General features: G+C 32.4%; 14 protein-coding genes. 7 read left to right on the top strand and 7 right to left on the bottom strand.

Translation table 11 applies throughout. The features are described from left to right. Positions 1-297 precede the first annotated feature (297 nt). Complete coding sequence (locus tag OIU83_RS15820) at positions 298-939, bottom strand: protein-L-isoaspartate(D-aspartate) O-methyltransferase (RefSeq protein ID WP_264207230.1); 642 nt, start codon at positions 937-939, stop codon at positions 298-300. A gap of 143 nt (positions 940-1082) precedes the next feature. On the opposite strand from OIU83_RS15820, the gene OIU83_RS15815 reads away from it, so the two are divergent. The 7 genes from OIU83_RS15815 to OIU83_RS15785 all read left to right on the top strand — a co-directional run bounded on the left by OIU83_RS15815 (position 1083) and on the right by OIU83_RS15785 (position 7865). Continuing rightward, positions 1083-2048, top strand: coding sequence for a Gfo/Idh/MocA family protein (locus OIU83_RS15815; RefSeq protein ID WP_264207229.1), 966 nt, complete (start codon positions 1083-1085; stop codon positions 2046-2048). Between the two features lie 84 nt (positions 2049-2132). Beyond that, positions 2133-3026, top strand: coding sequence for a 3-hydroxyacyl-CoA dehydrogenase family protein (locus tag OIU83_RS15810; RefSeq protein WP_264207228.1), 894 nt, complete (start codon positions 2133-2135; stop codon positions 3024-3026). A gap of 18 nt (positions 3027-3044) precedes the next feature. Then, positions 3045-3704, top strand: coding sequence for a YggS family pyridoxal phosphate-dependent enzyme (locus tag OIU83_RS15805; RefSeq protein ID WP_264207227.1), 660 nt, complete (start codon positions 3045-3047; stop codon positions 3702-3704). A 98-nt stretch (positions 3705-3802) separates the two neighbouring features. After that, positions 3803-5164 carry an exonuclease domain-containing protein gene (locus OIU83_RS15800; protein ID WP_264207226.1) on the top strand — a complete coding sequence of 454 codons (1362 nt, stop codon included), beginning with the start codon at positions 3803-3805 and terminating at the stop codon, positions 5162-5164. A 30-nt stretch (positions 5165-5194) separates the two neighbouring features. Further along, a complete protein-coding gene (locus OIU83_RS15795; RefSeq protein WP_264207225.1) occupies positions 5195-6034 on the top strand; it encodes an ion transporter in 840 nt (279 codons plus the stop codon). Positions 6035-6186: 152 nt separating this feature from the next. Further along, a complete protein-coding gene (gene miaA, locus OIU83_RS15790) occupies positions 6187-7110 on the top strand; it encodes a tRNA (adenosine(37)-N6)-dimethylallyltransferase MiaA (protein WP_264207224.1) in 924 nt (307 codons plus the stop codon). Positions 7111-7121: 11 nt separating this feature from the next. Beyond that, complete coding sequence (locus tag OIU83_RS15785; RefSeq protein ID WP_264207223.1) at positions 7122-7865, top strand: acyl-[acyl-carrier-protein] thioesterase; 744 nt, start codon at positions 7122-7124, stop codon at positions 7863-7865. Positions 7866-8522: 657 nt separating this feature from the next. On the opposite strand, the gene OIU83_RS15780 is transcribed toward OIU83_RS15785, so the two are convergent. The 6 genes from OIU83_RS15780 to recN form a co-directional block, all read right to left on the bottom strand. Next, a complete protein-coding gene (locus OIU83_RS15780) occupies positions 8523-9239 on the bottom strand; it encodes a response regulator transcription factor (RefSeq protein ID WP_035620894.1) in 717 nt (238 codons plus the stop codon). Positions 9240-9242: 3 nt separating this feature from the next. Beyond that, entirely contained in the window at positions 9243-10826 is a 1584-nt protein-coding gene (locus OIU83_RS15775; RefSeq protein ID WP_264207222.1) for a sensor histidine kinase, read from the bottom strand. A gap of 59 nt (positions 10827-10885) precedes the next feature. Beyond that, positions 10886-11482 (bottom strand): dephospho-CoA kinase, encoded by a 597-nt coding sequence (gene coaE / locus OIU83_RS15770; protein WP_264207221.1) that lies wholly within the window; start codon positions 11480-11482, stop codon positions 10886-10888. A 7-nt stretch (positions 11483-11489) separates the two neighbouring features. After that, a complete protein-coding gene (locus OIU83_RS15765; protein ID WP_264207220.1) occupies positions 11490-12488 on the bottom strand; it encodes a glycosyltransferase in 999 nt (332 codons plus the stop codon). Positions 12489-12615: 127 nt separating this feature from the next. Next, positions 12616-13806, bottom strand: a complete 1191-nt coding sequence (fabV, locus tag OIU83_RS15760; RefSeq protein ID WP_264207219.1) for an enoyl-ACP reductase FabV — start codon at positions 13804-13806, stop codon at positions 12616-12618. A gap of 109 nt (positions 13807-13915) precedes the next feature. After that, complete coding sequence (recN, locus tag OIU83_RS15755) at positions 13916-15568, bottom strand: DNA repair protein RecN (protein WP_264207218.1); 1653 nt, start codon at positions 15566-15568, stop codon at positions 13916-13918.

Below are 15568 nucleotides of genomic sequence, written 5' to 3'. Positions count from 1 at the left end.
CAATTAAATTATTTTAAACATATAAGTGATAAAAACAAATATTAAGTACACTATTAACAGTAAAACTTAAATGAACTCATATAACCTACATGGTTAACTTTTTTGCTACAATCTTAAACTTATGTAGTCTAAATATTGAACTCAATAAGTTCAATTAAAATAAAACCAAACAGACGAAGTAAATCTGAGGCATAAAAAAACCATTAAGAAATTAAGTTTTATCAAGCTTTAAAATTCTTAATTTTTCTTAATCTCTTAATGGTTCAATTCTTTGTATTTAATTTATAATACTAAAATTTAATTTTTATCTTCTAATAAAGGAACGAATCTAAACTCTCCAAACTCATGTTTTTCAAATTGTGTTTCGTTTTTACGAATTAATAACGTCATTATCTGAACGTCTTCTCCTAGCGGAATCACTAATCTTCCTCCAATTTTTAGCTGTGCCATTAATGGTTGCGGAATAAAAGGTGCTCCTGCTGTTACAATTATACTATCAAATGGAGCATAGCTAGGTAAACCTTTATAACCATCACCAAAAGAAAGATGTTTAGGACGAATTCCTAACTTCGGGAACAAAATTGATGTTGTTTTAAACAACTCATTTTGTCTTTCAACACTATATACTTTGGCTCCAAGTGTAAATAATACTGCCGTTTGATACCCCGACCCTGTACCAATTTCCAGTACTTTATGGTCTTTTTTAACTTCTAACAACTGCGATTGAAACGCAACAGTGTAAGGTTGTGAAATGGTTTGCCCCGCACCAATCGGGAAAGCTTTGTCCTGATATGCATAATCTTCAAAGCTAGAGTTCAAAAAAAGGTGTCTTGGGATTTTTTTTATCGCTTCCAAAACAGCTTTATCGGTAATTCCCTTTTGTTGCAAAGTGCTTACTAATTGATTCCGAAGTCCTTGATGTTTGGCAGTGTCTTTCAATGTTTATTATTTAATTTTTGGTAAAAATAAGAAAGTAAATAGTAATTCAAATATTGATTCTTAAATATTAAATTACTAAAACTTTAAAGCATTCACTTTCACTTTCAACAAATAAATTATATTTTTGTTAAAAATACATTCTCATGTTAAAAGTAGGAGTTTTAGGTGCTGGTCACTTAGGTAAAATACATTTACGTTTATTACAACAATCTGATAAATATGAATTAGTTGGTTTTTATGACCAAAATCAAGAAAATGCCGAGAAAATTTCCAAAGAATTCGGATACAAAAATTTCAATACAATTGCCAAATTAATACATGCTGTCGATGTAATCGACATCGTAACTCCAACACTATCACATTACAAATGCGCCAAAGTTGCTATTAAATCAGGAAAGCACATTTTTATCGAAAAACCTATTTCGAATACTGTTGAAGAAGCCGAAGAAATTATTGCTTTAGCAAAAGAATATAATGTAAAAGGGCAAGTTGGTCATGTTGAACGTTTTAATCCAGCATTTACAGCAACAAAAAACATGATTGAAAATCCGATGTTTATAGAAACACATCGTTTGGCCGAATTTAATCCGCGTGGTACAGATGTCCCTGTAGTTTTAGATTTGATGATTCATGATATTGATGCTATTTTAAGCGTTGTAAAATCCAAAGTAAAAAGTATCAATGCCAGTGGAGTTTCTGTAATTAGTGATACTCCAGACATTGCCAATGCACGAATTGAATTTGAAAATGGATGCGTTGCAAATTTAACAGCAAGCAGAATTTCGATGAAAAATATGCGTAAAACACGCTTTTTTCAAAAAGATGCTTATATTTCAGTTGACTTTTTGGAGAAAAAATGTGAAGTTGTCCGTATGAAAGATGCTCCTGAAATTCCAGGTGATTTTGATATGATTTTGCAAAATGCTGAAGGAGTAAAAAAACAAATCTATTTTACAAATCCAGATGTTGAGCAAAACAATGCAATTCTTGATGAATTAGAGTCTTTTGCACATGCTATTAATACAGATACGACACCAGTTGTAACTCTTGAACAAGCAACAGATGCATTAAGAGTAGCTTACCAAATTATTGACTGTTTCGATAAATAAAATAATCTAAAAAAATTAGCCATGAATTCACAAATTAATTTGTGAATTCATGGCTAAAATTATAAAATATAGTACTTAAATAATATGAAAACAATAGCTGTAATCGGTGCAGGAACAATGGGTAACGGAATTGCTCATACATTTGCTCAAAGTGGTTTTGTTGTAAAACTAATTGATGTTTCCGAGAAATCATTGGATAAAGGAATGGCAACCATTGCCGCTAATTTAGACAGAATGCTTGCAAAAGGAAGCATTACAGAAGAAGAAAAAGCAAAAACAATAACAAATATCATTACTTACACAGATATCAAAGATGGTGTTGTAGGTGTTGATTTAGTTGTAGAAGCTGCTACCGAAAACATCGATTTAAAACTTAATATTTTTAAGCAATTAAATGAAGCTTGTTCTCATAATACTATTTTAGCAACCAATACTTCTTCTATTTCTATCACACAAATCGGAGCTATTGTAGCACATCCAGAGCGTGTTATCGGAATGCATTTTATGAATCCAGTGCCAATTATGAAATTAGTAGAGATTATTCGTGGTTATAATACTAGCGATGAAGTTACCAAAATCATCATGGAATTATCTGAGAAATTAGGAAAAACTCCTGTTGAGGTAAATGATTATCCAGGTTTTGTTGCCAATAGAATTTTAATGCCTATGCTAAACGAGGCTATTGAAACGTTATATAATAAAGTTGCTGGTGTTTATGAAATTGATACAGTAATGAAACTAGGCATGGGACACCCAATGGGACCTTTGCAATTAGCCGATTTTATTGGTCTTGACGTATGTTTAGCTATTTTAAATGTAATGTACGACGGTTTCAAAAATCCTAAATACGCACCATGCCCTTTATTAGTAAATATGGTAAGAGCAGGAAAACTGGGAGTGAAATCCGGTGAAGGATTTTATGATTATAGTGAAAGTAAAAAAGCAGAGAAAATCTCTAAGCAATTTATCATTTCATAAAAAAAACTAAAAAAGACAATGTCTATTAAAGCAAATTTAAATACCATAAAAGCTTCTTTACCAGAACATGTAACATTGGTTGCGGTTTCTAAAACCAAACCTGTTGCTGATTTAATGGAAGCCTACGAAGCTGGTCAACGCATTTTTGGAGAAAACAAAATCCAGGAAATGACAGACAAATGGGAAGAAATGCCAAAAGACATCCAATGGCACATGATTGGTCACGTACAAACGAATAAAGTAAAATTTATGGCACCGTTTGTAAGCTTAATTCATGGCGTTGATAGTTTAAAATTATTGCAGGAAATAAATAAACAGGCCTTAAAAAATAACCGTGTTATTGATTGCCTGCTTCAAATGCACATTGCCGAAGAAGAAACAAAATTTGGTCTTGACGAAAAAGAACTCACTTCACTCCTAGCCTCAGATGAATTTTATAACATGAAAAACATTCAAATTTTAGGCTTGATGGGAATGGCAACTTTTACCGAAAATCAAAACCAGATTAAAAAAGAATTCACGCATTTAAAGTCTATTTTTGACTCTTTACAAACTACAAAAACTGTAAATTGTAACCTAAATACTATATCTATGGGAATGTCCGGAGATTATAAACTTTCAATTGAATGTGGCAGCACCATGGTTCGCATTGGAAGTAGTATATTTGGAGGAAGATAAATCCCCCTAACCCCCAAAGGGGGAATAATAAAAATAAATTTATGGAAATCAACATATTTTTTAACAATTTTAATTCCCCCTTTGGGGGCTAGGGGGATATGTACGCAATACTCGACATAGAAACAACTGGGGGACAATTTAATGAAGAAGGAATTACCGAAATTGCCATCTATAAATTTGATGGTCATGAAGTAGTTGACCAATTCATTAGCTTGGTGAATCCTGAAATTCCCATCCAGCCGTTTGTTGTAAAACTCACAGGCATTAATAATGCTATGTTGCGTTCTGCCCCAAAGTTTTTTGAAGTTGCCAAAAGAATTATAGAAATCACCACCGATTGTGTTATAGTAGCGCATAATGCATCATTTGATTATAGAATCTTACGTACCGAATTTCGTCGTTTAGGTTATGATTTCGAAGCCCGAACGCTATGTACTGTCGAACTTGCCAAAAAATTAATCCCGGAACAACCTTCATATAGTCTAGGAAAACTTGTTCGTGCACTAGGAATCCCAATGGCCGACAGACACCGTGCCAATGGAGATGCCATGGCAACTGTCAAGTTGTTCAAAATGCTACTGGAAAAAGATACCGAAAAAACCATCATAAAAGATTTCATAAAACTAGAAATCGAAAAAGGTATCGCACCAAAATTATTAGATATTGTAGCGCAGGCACCCACAAAAACAGGTGTATATTACATTCATAACGAAAACGGAACCTTAATATACATTGGCAAAAGCCGAAATATAAAAAAACGCATCAATCAGCATTTTACAGGAACAAATATCAAAAGCAAAAAAATCCAAGCCGAGGTATTTACTGTAACTTATGAAGAAACTGGAAGCGAACTTATTGCGCTTTTAAAAGAAAGCGAAGAAATAAAAGTCAACAAACCCAAATACAATCGTTCGCAGAAAAAAACTATTTTTCCACTTTCTTTATATGCCGAAAAAGATAAAAAAGGATATTTAAACTTAAAACTTCAGAAAACCGATGGACGTAAAAAAGAAATTACATCTTACGGAAGCCTACAAGAAGGAAAAAATGCCTTATTTTTTATCACCGATAAATATAAACTTTGCCAAAAACTTACTGGTTTATATGTGACCAAAAAAGAATGCTTTCAATATAAAATAAAAGAATGCGATGGCGCTTGCATCGGAGAAATCACTCCCGAAGTATACAATGCAAGGGTTCAAGATTTTATTACAGATTATAGTTTCGAAAATAAAAACATGATTTTAATAGATCGTGGCCGAACTGTAAGTGAACGTAGTGCGGTAGTAATAGAAAATGGAGTTTATATAGGTTATGTCTTTTATGACTTAAACTATCAGATTACTAATATCGAAATCCTGAAAAACATAATTATACCAATGCAAAACAATCGCGATGTCAAAAGTATAATTCAGAATTATATGAGAAAAAGCAAATCATTAAAAGTAATTCATTTTTAATACATCTTAACTTTCCGTATCTTCGTCGATATGACAAAAATCAAATCAAAATACGATATTTTTAGACAAAAAACCCAAATAATTCTTTATGGTACCAATACCTTTTTAGGACGTTTGTTTGATTTGGTGCTTTTGGGTCTTATCTTATTGAGTGTACTTTTGGTCATGATGGATACAGTGGAAGGCATTAACCATAAATACCACACTTACCTTGTCGCCTTCGAATGGATCATTACAATTTTCTTTACTATAGAGTATATTCTACGTATTATTTCGATACAGAAACCTATAAAGTATATTTTTAGCTTTTATGGCATCATCGATTTAATGGCGATATTACCTATGTATTTGTCGATATTTTTTCCTGCAACAAATATCTTAACCATCGTAAGAGTTATGCGTTTCTTTCGATTATTCAAAATTTTACATATACCGCAAATCTCGCAGCAATCCAAACAACTTCGTGAAGCGATGGATGCCAGTAAAGAAAAAATCCTCGTCTTTATCTATTTTGTTATTATAAGCGCAGTAATTATTGGCGCATTAATGTATGTAGTCGAAGGCAAAGAAAGTGGCTTTACCAGTATCCCTGTAGGAATTTATTGGGCCATCGTAACCCTGACTACCGTAGGTTATGGCGATATCTCTCCCGCTTCTCCATTCGGGCAATTTTTAGCCTCACTGGTAATGATAATGGGATACGGAATCATTGCTGTTCCTACCGGAATTGTAACAGCCGAATTTGCAAAAAGTAGCTTAAGAAGCAATTCCATCAGCACTAAAAAAACGTGTAAAAAATGCAATTCACAAGTTCACTTTGATAGTGCTAAATATTGCTATGAATGTGGTGAAATATTACCCGATAATTAATTTATGAAGCTATTTCCAGCTGTACTCTACAACTCCTCCTTATATTCATAATTTTTTTAAGGCATAAAAGGAGCTTCTAAAGTCGCTCTTTTAGACCAAAAAAATAAACAAATATAAGTCCGGGGTTTACATTCCCATCTGGGCTAAAAAATATGAAATACCTAATCACCATCGTCGGACCAACAGCCATAGGAAAAACTGCCTTAAGTATTGCTTTGGCACAACATTTCGAGTGCGAAATCATATCATGCGATAGCCGTCAGTTTTTCAAAGAAATGACAATTGGTACAGCCGTACCAAATAAAGAGGAATTAGAAGCCGCCAAGCATCATTTTATTCAAAACATATCCATTTTCGAAAACTATACAGTTGGTGATTATGAAAAAGAAGCTATAACCAAATTAGAAGAATTATTTCAAAACAACGATTATGCAATTCTAGTAGGCGGATCTGGTTTGTATGTAGACGCCGTATTAAAAGGATTTGATGAATTCCCCGAAATTGACACATCTGTACGCGAACGAGTTGCCAAAGAATACGAACAGAACGGAATTACCTATTTACAGCAACAATTAAAGGAAGCAGACACTAATTACTACGACAAACTAACTATCGAAAACCCACAAACACTACAAAATCCACAACGGATGATGCGCTTTGTCGAAGTTTGTCTGGGCACAGGAAAACCATATTCTTCTTTTCTAAACCAAAAAAAGAACAACCGAAACTTCACTCCTATCCTCATTGGTTTGGAGGCTGACAGAGCTGTAATATACAACCGAATAAACCAACGCGTAGAAATAATGCTTTCTCAAGGTTTACTGGAAGAAGCACACAGTCTCTATCCTAATAAAGCGTTAAATGCACTACAAACGGTAGGTTATAGAGAATTATTTAGTTATTTTGATGAAGAATTCAGCCTTGCATTTGCGATCGAAGAAATCAAGAAAAATACCCGACGTTTTGCAAAACGCCAATTAACTTGGTTTAAACGCAATGAAAACACAAAATGGTTTGATTATCTAACTCCAAAAAGCGAGATAATGAACTTCATTGAAAAAAATATAAAAAAATAAGATCAGGACTCATGCCAATCTCACCAAATTTCACCTCTGTATTAAGCAAAGACTGGGAAATCAATTTTACACAATGCACACCAAATGGGTATTTAAAATATACCGATATGTGCAACCTTTTACAACTAACTGCTGCAGCACACTCAGAAGTTGGAGGAATTAGTTTTTCCGATATGCAGGAATTTGACCAAGCTTGGGTTTTAAGCCGAATGCGTGTAGAAGTTACTGCTTTGCCCAAATGGCAAGATGTAGTAACTGTAAAAACATGGATCAATAGCCTCGAGAATTCTCGTTCTGTTCGTGCATTAGAAATGTACGTAAATGGTAAAAAAATAATTGGTAGCGAAACGTTCTGGGCAGTTTTTAATACAAAAGCACGCCGTCCTGAGGGATTAGCACTCCCATATGACCATTTTGAGTTATATCCCGAAAATAGAGCTACAAAAGAAGGTTTCTCTAAAATTAATATTAATCCCGAAAAAGAATCTGTTTTTGAGAAAACAGTTTATCTATCCGATTTGGATATTGTAAATCATGCCAATAATGTAAAATATCTAGAATGGTGTCTGGATCATGTAGACCCAAAACATATTCTGAATCAGGAAATAGAAAGCTTCGAAATGAATTTCCTAAAAGAGCTATCTCTAAATGATACTGTTGTAATACATGAAAGCGAAACAGAAGACAATACAACTTTCAGCATTACAAAGGGTGATAAATCTTGTTTTGCATTACAACTCAACTGGAAGAAATAAGGTTTTCAAAACTAATATTTTTTTCTACAACAACATATTATCTATCCTACCTGTTATCCTAAAATAAGAAATATTACTCCAAATAATTAGTATTTTACTTTTACTCAATCTTCATCTTTTTCAATTGCCTCCTGCTTTAGCTGGAGTAACAAAATAGGCACATAAATGGCTTTAGCCAAAATCCTTTATTATTTCGGCTAAAGCCACATTTATTGGCAATTCATTACAAAAGAATACTTTTTTTCAGGATTTTAATATTGATATTAAAATCCTGTAAGGTCATTTCCTGACCTTGCAGGATTTGATAATAATAATAATAGATATCTAACAGGTTTTTAAAACCTGTCAGGATAGCAACACGAAATCTTTAGACATAATATCAAAGCATCAGAATACCTACAAGGCCAAAAGAAACCTTGCAGGATTGGATTGTACTCGGATTACACCAGAACGCAATTAATATATCTCGTTCCACATCACCTAACCCTGATTGTAGTGAAAAGCATTTTGAAATAAAAAAAGCATTTCCTGAGTAAAAACAGCGACCAACGGAAGCTCGTTTTTAATCATTAGAAATGCCTTTTTTATAAAAAATCTTGTAACGGAAAGCAGGAATAGTTACAAAAAAAAAGCTCCGATTTCTCGAAGCTTCATTATTTATGCAGTTACTTTGTTTTTAACAACTAGTCTAAAACCTTCACCGTGAATGTTAAGAATTTCAACATCTTCGTCTGGTTTAAGATACTTTCTAAGTTTGGCAATATATACGTCCATACTTCTTGAAGTAAAGTAATTATCATCTCTCCAGATTTTTGTTAAAGCCAATTCTCTTGGCATTAAGTCATTTTCATGAAGGATTAACATTTTCAATAATTCGTTTTCTTTTGGAGATAACTTTATTGGCTCTTCATTTTCAAAAGTTAAAAATCTAAGTTTAGAATTTAAATGAAATTTACCAATGTTAAACTCAAACTGAACTTGCTCAGCTTTTGTATCAGAAGATTTTCTTTGAATAATCGCTTTGATTTTCATAAGCAATACTTCAGAATCAAATGGCTTGTTCAAATAATCATCTGCACCAGCTTTGTACCCTTTTAACACATCCTCTTTCATAGATTTTGCAGTTAAGAAGATAATAGGCACTTCACTATTTTTCTCTCTGATTTCTTTTGCTAAAGTATACCCATCCTTGTATGGCATCATGACATCAAGAATACATAGATCGTAAACATCTTTCTTGAATTTTTCAAAGCCTTCCATTCCGTTTTTTGCCAATGTAACTTCAAAGTCATTTAGCATTAAATAGTCTTTTAGAACTGCACCAAAATTAAGGTCATCTTCTACTAAAAGAATTCTTTTATTGATATTTTCCATATTTTAATTTATTAGTGGTATTTTTATTATGAAGGTACTACCTTTCCCTTTTTCGCTTTCTACATATACTTGACCATTGTGATCCTCTACTATTCTTTTTACATAAGATAAGCCTAAACCATGTCCCTTAACATTATGTAAATCACCTGTATGTTCTCTGTAAAATTTCTCAAAAACTCTTTTTTGAGCTACTTTACTCATTCCTAATCCATTATCTTTTACTTTTATAAGGATCATATCCTTAATATTCTCTGTAAAAATTTCAATTTTAGGAATGCCTGGCGAATATTTTATCGCATTTTCTAATATATTAACCAATACGTTGGTAAAATGCACTTCATTAAGTAATACTGTAGTTCTTGCAGCATCATAGTGAGTTGTAACTGTTCCTTGTCGGTCTTCTAATATTAGGCTTACGTGCTCGATTGCATCATCAATAATATCATGAATCGCCGTAGGCTCTTTATTTATATCTAATTCTCTTTTCTCTAATTTAGAGATTCTTAATACATTCTCTACCTGAGCATGCATTCTTTTATTCTCGTCCCTTATCATTTGAAGATACCTAAATACCTTCTCCTTGTCTTCGATTATCTTAGGATTTTTTATGGCATCCAAAGCCAGATTTATTGTAGCAATAGGAGTTTTAAACTCATGCGTCATATTGTTTATAAAATCTGTTTTAATCTCTGATATATGTTTCTGACGAATTAACTGATTCAATGCACTTGTATAAGCTATAATGATAATAAGCGTAAAAATGATTGACAACACAGTAATACTAACTAACTCTGAGAGTAAAAATTTCTTTTTATGAGGAAATGTTACCAATAACTCGTATTTGTTATTCCCTTCATTATCTGTGAAAATTGGTATTGTATAGGTTGCCTCTTTATCAAATTGAAATCCATCCGATTTAATTTTAGTTGCAATACCACTACTGTAAATCCCAAATTCGAACTTAGTATTTACACCATATTCTTCTAATTCTTTCTTTAACAGTTTTTGTAATTTCTCTTTAGTAACCCTTTCATTGATTGGCATTGCCGAAGCAATATCTTTAAAAAATATTTCAAACTGTGCGTTGTCTAAAACATCTAAATTCCCTGATTTTTCTATTTTAACATCCGGAATTAAACTTTGTTGCAATCCCGAATTATCAATGTTGCTGTTATTATAAACTTCCGTTACACGTTTAGAATTAAAATTTTTAAACCTTTCATTATTAAACTTCTTATCAAAGAACGAGCCATTTATATTATAATCTTCTGATATAATGCTATTTGAATATACAATGGTTTTATTTGTTCGAGGGTTTTTTTGAACATAATAGAACTCTAATAGATCATTCTTTTTAGGAACTTTTCCTGTACTATCTTTATAATGATTGTATTTATCATAAAAACTATACGCTTCTTGTTGCTGCAATTTATCTGCAACATTGCCAATAACCTGTTTAACATGAAATTTAAACTGTTCATCATTATTATTAAATGAAGAAGTAAACCAATACACCTGAACAAGAATTATCCCAATTAAGGACAAGCTCATCAATAAAACAAGAATTCTAAAAAACAATTTATTCATCGAAACAAAATTAATATTTTAACAATATACTAAATAATACATTAACCAAATATTAACATTTAAGAGTGATTTTGTTTAATATTTAAAATTTTAAGAATTTTAACAACTTCTTCCTTTGCAATTTTATGATTCAAATTAGGAATAATATAATCACTCTTAGCGATTCGTTGCTCGTCGTTCCACTGCATATTTATTCTTTTTAAAACATGTTCGCGAGTAGTTTTATCGCGATTCATTACTCTTTCTATTCTGGTTTCCAAGGGGGCAGTAACCGTAATTATTATATCACATTCTTTATAACGACCACTTTCGAATAAAATTGCGGCTTCATAAATTATATATGGTTCAACTTTATGTTCAAATATCCAATTCTCAAAATCTGCTTTTACCGCAGGATGAACAATTGCATTAAGCAATGCCAATTTATCTGCATCATTAAAAACAATATCAGCCAATTTGGCTCTATTTAATGCATTATTCTCAAAAACTTCAGTTCCAAATACGCCCTTTATAGCCGTAACTATTTCATTAGACTGCATCACTTTTTTTGCGGCATCATCGGCTATGTAAACAGAAATTCCCATTTCATTAAAATAACCCGCTATCGTAGTTTTTCCACTACCGATACCTCCTGTTAAGCCAATTACTTTTGTCATATTTTAATTAAATCTTAAAAAATAGTCCTGGAAAAGCTTCTTGAGGTTTTCTTTTTAAGACAATAATCTTAATAAATGATTCTAAAAAACCTGTTCCATAACCATAAAATTGCTTCCAAACTGCAATTACTGACAGATAACCAATTTTAAGACTTTTATTTTGAATTGTAGCCACAATAAAAATCACAAAAAAGTAAACAAAATACAATTTCAACAATAAATCAATGTTAAAAATAAGCAATATAACTGCCATAACAAAACCCAGCATAAAGAATGTTGGGAAGAAAAAAGTAAGTTTATTATATTGTGGGTACCAACTATTAAGAATTGGTCTTGCTTTACCAAATTTATTTACCTGAATTGAAAACTTATCCCAATCTATACGTCGTTTATGATATACATAAGCATCCGAAAAAAGCCTGGTTTCAAATCCTAAATTCCACAAGCGTATTGACAAATCCGGATCTTCACCAGGATGGATATTTCCAAATCCTTTTGAAGCCTCAAAACCTTTTCTCGACAACCCCATATTAAAACTTCTTGGCTGAAATTTACCAATTTTCTCCGAACCACCTCTTATTCCTCCAGTGGTAAGAAATGATGTCATTGCAAAGTTGATTGCTTTTTGGATACTAGAAAAACTATCTAATGCTCTATCAGGTCCTCCAAAACAATCTACGTAATCTTGTCTTAAAGCCTTATCAACTTCTGTCAAATAATTTGGAGGAATAATACAATCTGAATCAAAAATGATGAAATAATCACCTAATGCTTTTCGCATTCCAAAGTTCCTGGAATCTCCAGGACCTGAATTTTCTTTAAAATAATAGGAAATATTTAGCTTATCTTGAAATTTCTGAACTACATCATTACACGGTAATGTTGAGCCGTCTTCTACCAGTACGACTTCAAAAGGTTCTTTATATTCAGATAGTAACAAGCTTTCCAAAAGCTCTTCGACTTCGTCAGGACGATTATACACTGGTATAATTAAAGAAAACACCATAGTTAGGTATGTGGTATTAAGATAGTATTTATTTTAACTGTAAAAATTTAACAAAGGTAAGTTATATCTATAAAAAAACCATCAACTTTGAGTTGATGGTTTTGAATATTATCTATATTTTACTAATTTATTTAATACTAGTAATTTCAACTACCTCATTTGCGTCAGCATTGTAATCTACACCTGCAAATTCAAAACCAAATAAGTTTAAAAAGTCATTTCTATACCCTGCCAAATCGCCAATTGCCGGTAAAGTTTCGGTTGTTGCCTCCAACCATAATTTAGCAACTTTTTCCTGAATATCATCACGCATTTCCCAGTCGTCAATGCGGATTCTTCCTTTTTCGTCTGTTGGAATTGGTTTTCCAGAATATAATCTGTCTTGAAATAAACGCTGAATTTGCTCAATACATCCTTCATGTACTCCTTCTGCTTTCATAATTTTATACAATAATGAAATATACAATGGAATTACCGGAATTGCAGAACTTGCTTGTGTAACCAATGCTTTATTTACAGAAACATATGCCTTACCACCCAGATCTTTTAAACTATCTGTAATAGTAAATGCAGTAGCTTCAAGATTATCTTTAGCACGACCGATAGTCCCTTTACGGTAAACTGCCTCGGTTAAAGAGGGTCCTATGTAAGAATAAGCAACTGTTGTAGCTCCAGGAGCTAGTAAATTTTCTTTTTTCAATGCATCGATCCACATTGACCAATCCTCACCACCCATTACAGCAACTGTATTGGTGATATCATCCTCATTTGCCGGCTCGATAGAAACCTGAGTTACATTTCCTGTATGAAAATCAACTGTTTTATTTGTAAATGTACTCCCAATTGGTTTCAAAGTTGAACGATGCAATACTCCTGTAACAGGATGCAAACGAACAGGTGAAGCCAAACTATAAATAATTAAATCAACCTGACCTAAATCAGCTTTAATTAAATCTAATGTTTGTCGTTTAATTTCATCAGAAAAAGCATCTCCATTAATACTTTTTGCATATAAACCTGCTTTATGAGCTTCACTTTCGAAAGCCGCAGAGTTATACCATCCCGGAGAAGCAGTTTTTCCTTCTGTAGGTGGTTTTTCAAAAAACACTCCAATTGTACCTGCATTAGATCCAAATGCACTTGTAATTCTAGAAGCCAAACCAAAACCTGTTGAAGCTCCAATCACTAATACTTTTTTAGCTCCTTCAATTGGCCCTTTGGATTTTACGTATTCAATTTGATTTTTAACATTTTGCTCGCATCCTTTTGGGTGAGATGTCAAACAAATAAATCCTCTCATTCTTGGTTCTATAATCATAATCTTGGAACTGTTTTTTTTTGTTTTTATTATATAAAATAATGGTAGCAAACTACCGATTTCACTTGGTAAAACATATTAATTTAATGGGCAAATATAACCCATTTTTTTAGTTAAGCAAGGCTTTGGCGTGATTTAAAGCTGAATCCGAAACAACTGCTCCTGAAAGCATTTGAGCTATTTCCATAACTCGTTCTTCTTGAGATAAAAGCTTTAATTCCGACTGTGTATCATCATCAACCGTAGACTTAAACACCTTAAAATGAGACTCTCCCTTAGCAGCAATCTGCGGTAAATGTGTAATAGCCAAGACCTGCATTTGCTCACTCATCTCTTTCATGATTTCTCCCATTCTAATAGCAATCTCTCCCGAAACTCCAGTATCGATTTCATCAAAAATTAAAGTTGGTAGTTTCGAGTATTGTGCCAGAATAGCTTTTACAGCAAGCATAATCCGCGACATCTCTCCTCCTGACGCTACTTTTTTAAGCAATCCAAAATCGGTTCCTTTATTAGCAGAGAATAAAAACTGAAGTTCATCTTTTCCGTTTTGGAAATAAGCCTCTCCTTCATTGACATCCATTTTAAAACGAACATTTGGCATTCCTAAAGTCTCTAAAATCGCAATTAATTTAGCCGATAATAAAGGAATCGCTTCAATTCTATTCTCATGGATTTTATTTGCAAAAACATCTAGATCTGTTGATTTCTGATCAATTGAAGTTGTTAATTTTGCTATCTCCTCTTCTATATTACCTAATTCCAAAACTGAATTCTCTAATTTAGTTTGAATTTCAATCAAATCATCAACAGTAAGAACTTGATGCTTTTTTTGCAAATTATAAATAACCTGCAACTTCTGACTAATAAAATCAAGTAGAGCCGGATCATTCAATAATTTCTCTGAAGCTTTTTGCAACTCTCCCGAAACATCATCAAACTCGATTACTAAACTTGTTATTCTTTCAGATAAATTTTGATATTCAGGTGAAAAAGGTGCTATTTTATGCAATGACGCTTTAATCTCATTAAGATTTTGAAGCACTCCAAATTGTTCTTCATTAGCTATAGCCAAAGATTTATCTATCGCTTCTTTAATAATTTCAACATTATTAAGCTTTTCAAATTCTTCTTCTAACTCTTCTTGTTGTCCCGATTTTAATTGCGCTGTAACTAATTCATTCAAGAGAAAGGTATTATACTCTTGTTCTTTTGCCGATTCACTTTGTTTTTTAAGAAGTGAATTCAACTTTGCCTTATCCGACTTATATTTCTTCAGTACATTTTGATAATCAACAATCACCTCCTGGTTAGCAGCAATTGCGTCAATTATCTGAAACTGAACATTTTCATCCGAAAGTTCCTGAGTTTGTTGTTGCGAATGAATATCTATTAAATACACTCCCAACTCTTGCAATTCTTGTAGATTCACAGGGCTATCATTTATAAAAGCACGTGATTTTCCCGAAGGTAAAATTTCGCGTCTTATTATAGTATCATCTTCATAATCCAAATCATTAGCTTCAAAAAAAGCATTCAGATTGTATTTGGAAATCTTAAAATGTGCTTCGATAACGCATTTTTCTTCCTTATTTTTCAATGAAGTCAAATCGGCTCTTTTTCCTAAAACTAAGCCTAATGCTCCCAATATTATAGACTTTCCTGCTCCTGTCTCACCAGTTATTATAGAAAATCCTTTTGAAAAATCAATTGATAATTTTTCAATCAGTGCATAATTTTTTATTGACAATGAAGTAATCAT

The organism is Flavobacterium shii (genome assembly GCF_025847235.1).
Lineage (GTDB): Bacteria > Bacteroidota > Bacteroidia > Flavobacteriales > Flavobacteriaceae > Flavobacterium > Flavobacterium shii.
This window is presented reverse-complemented; position numbering and strand designations above follow the sequence as displayed.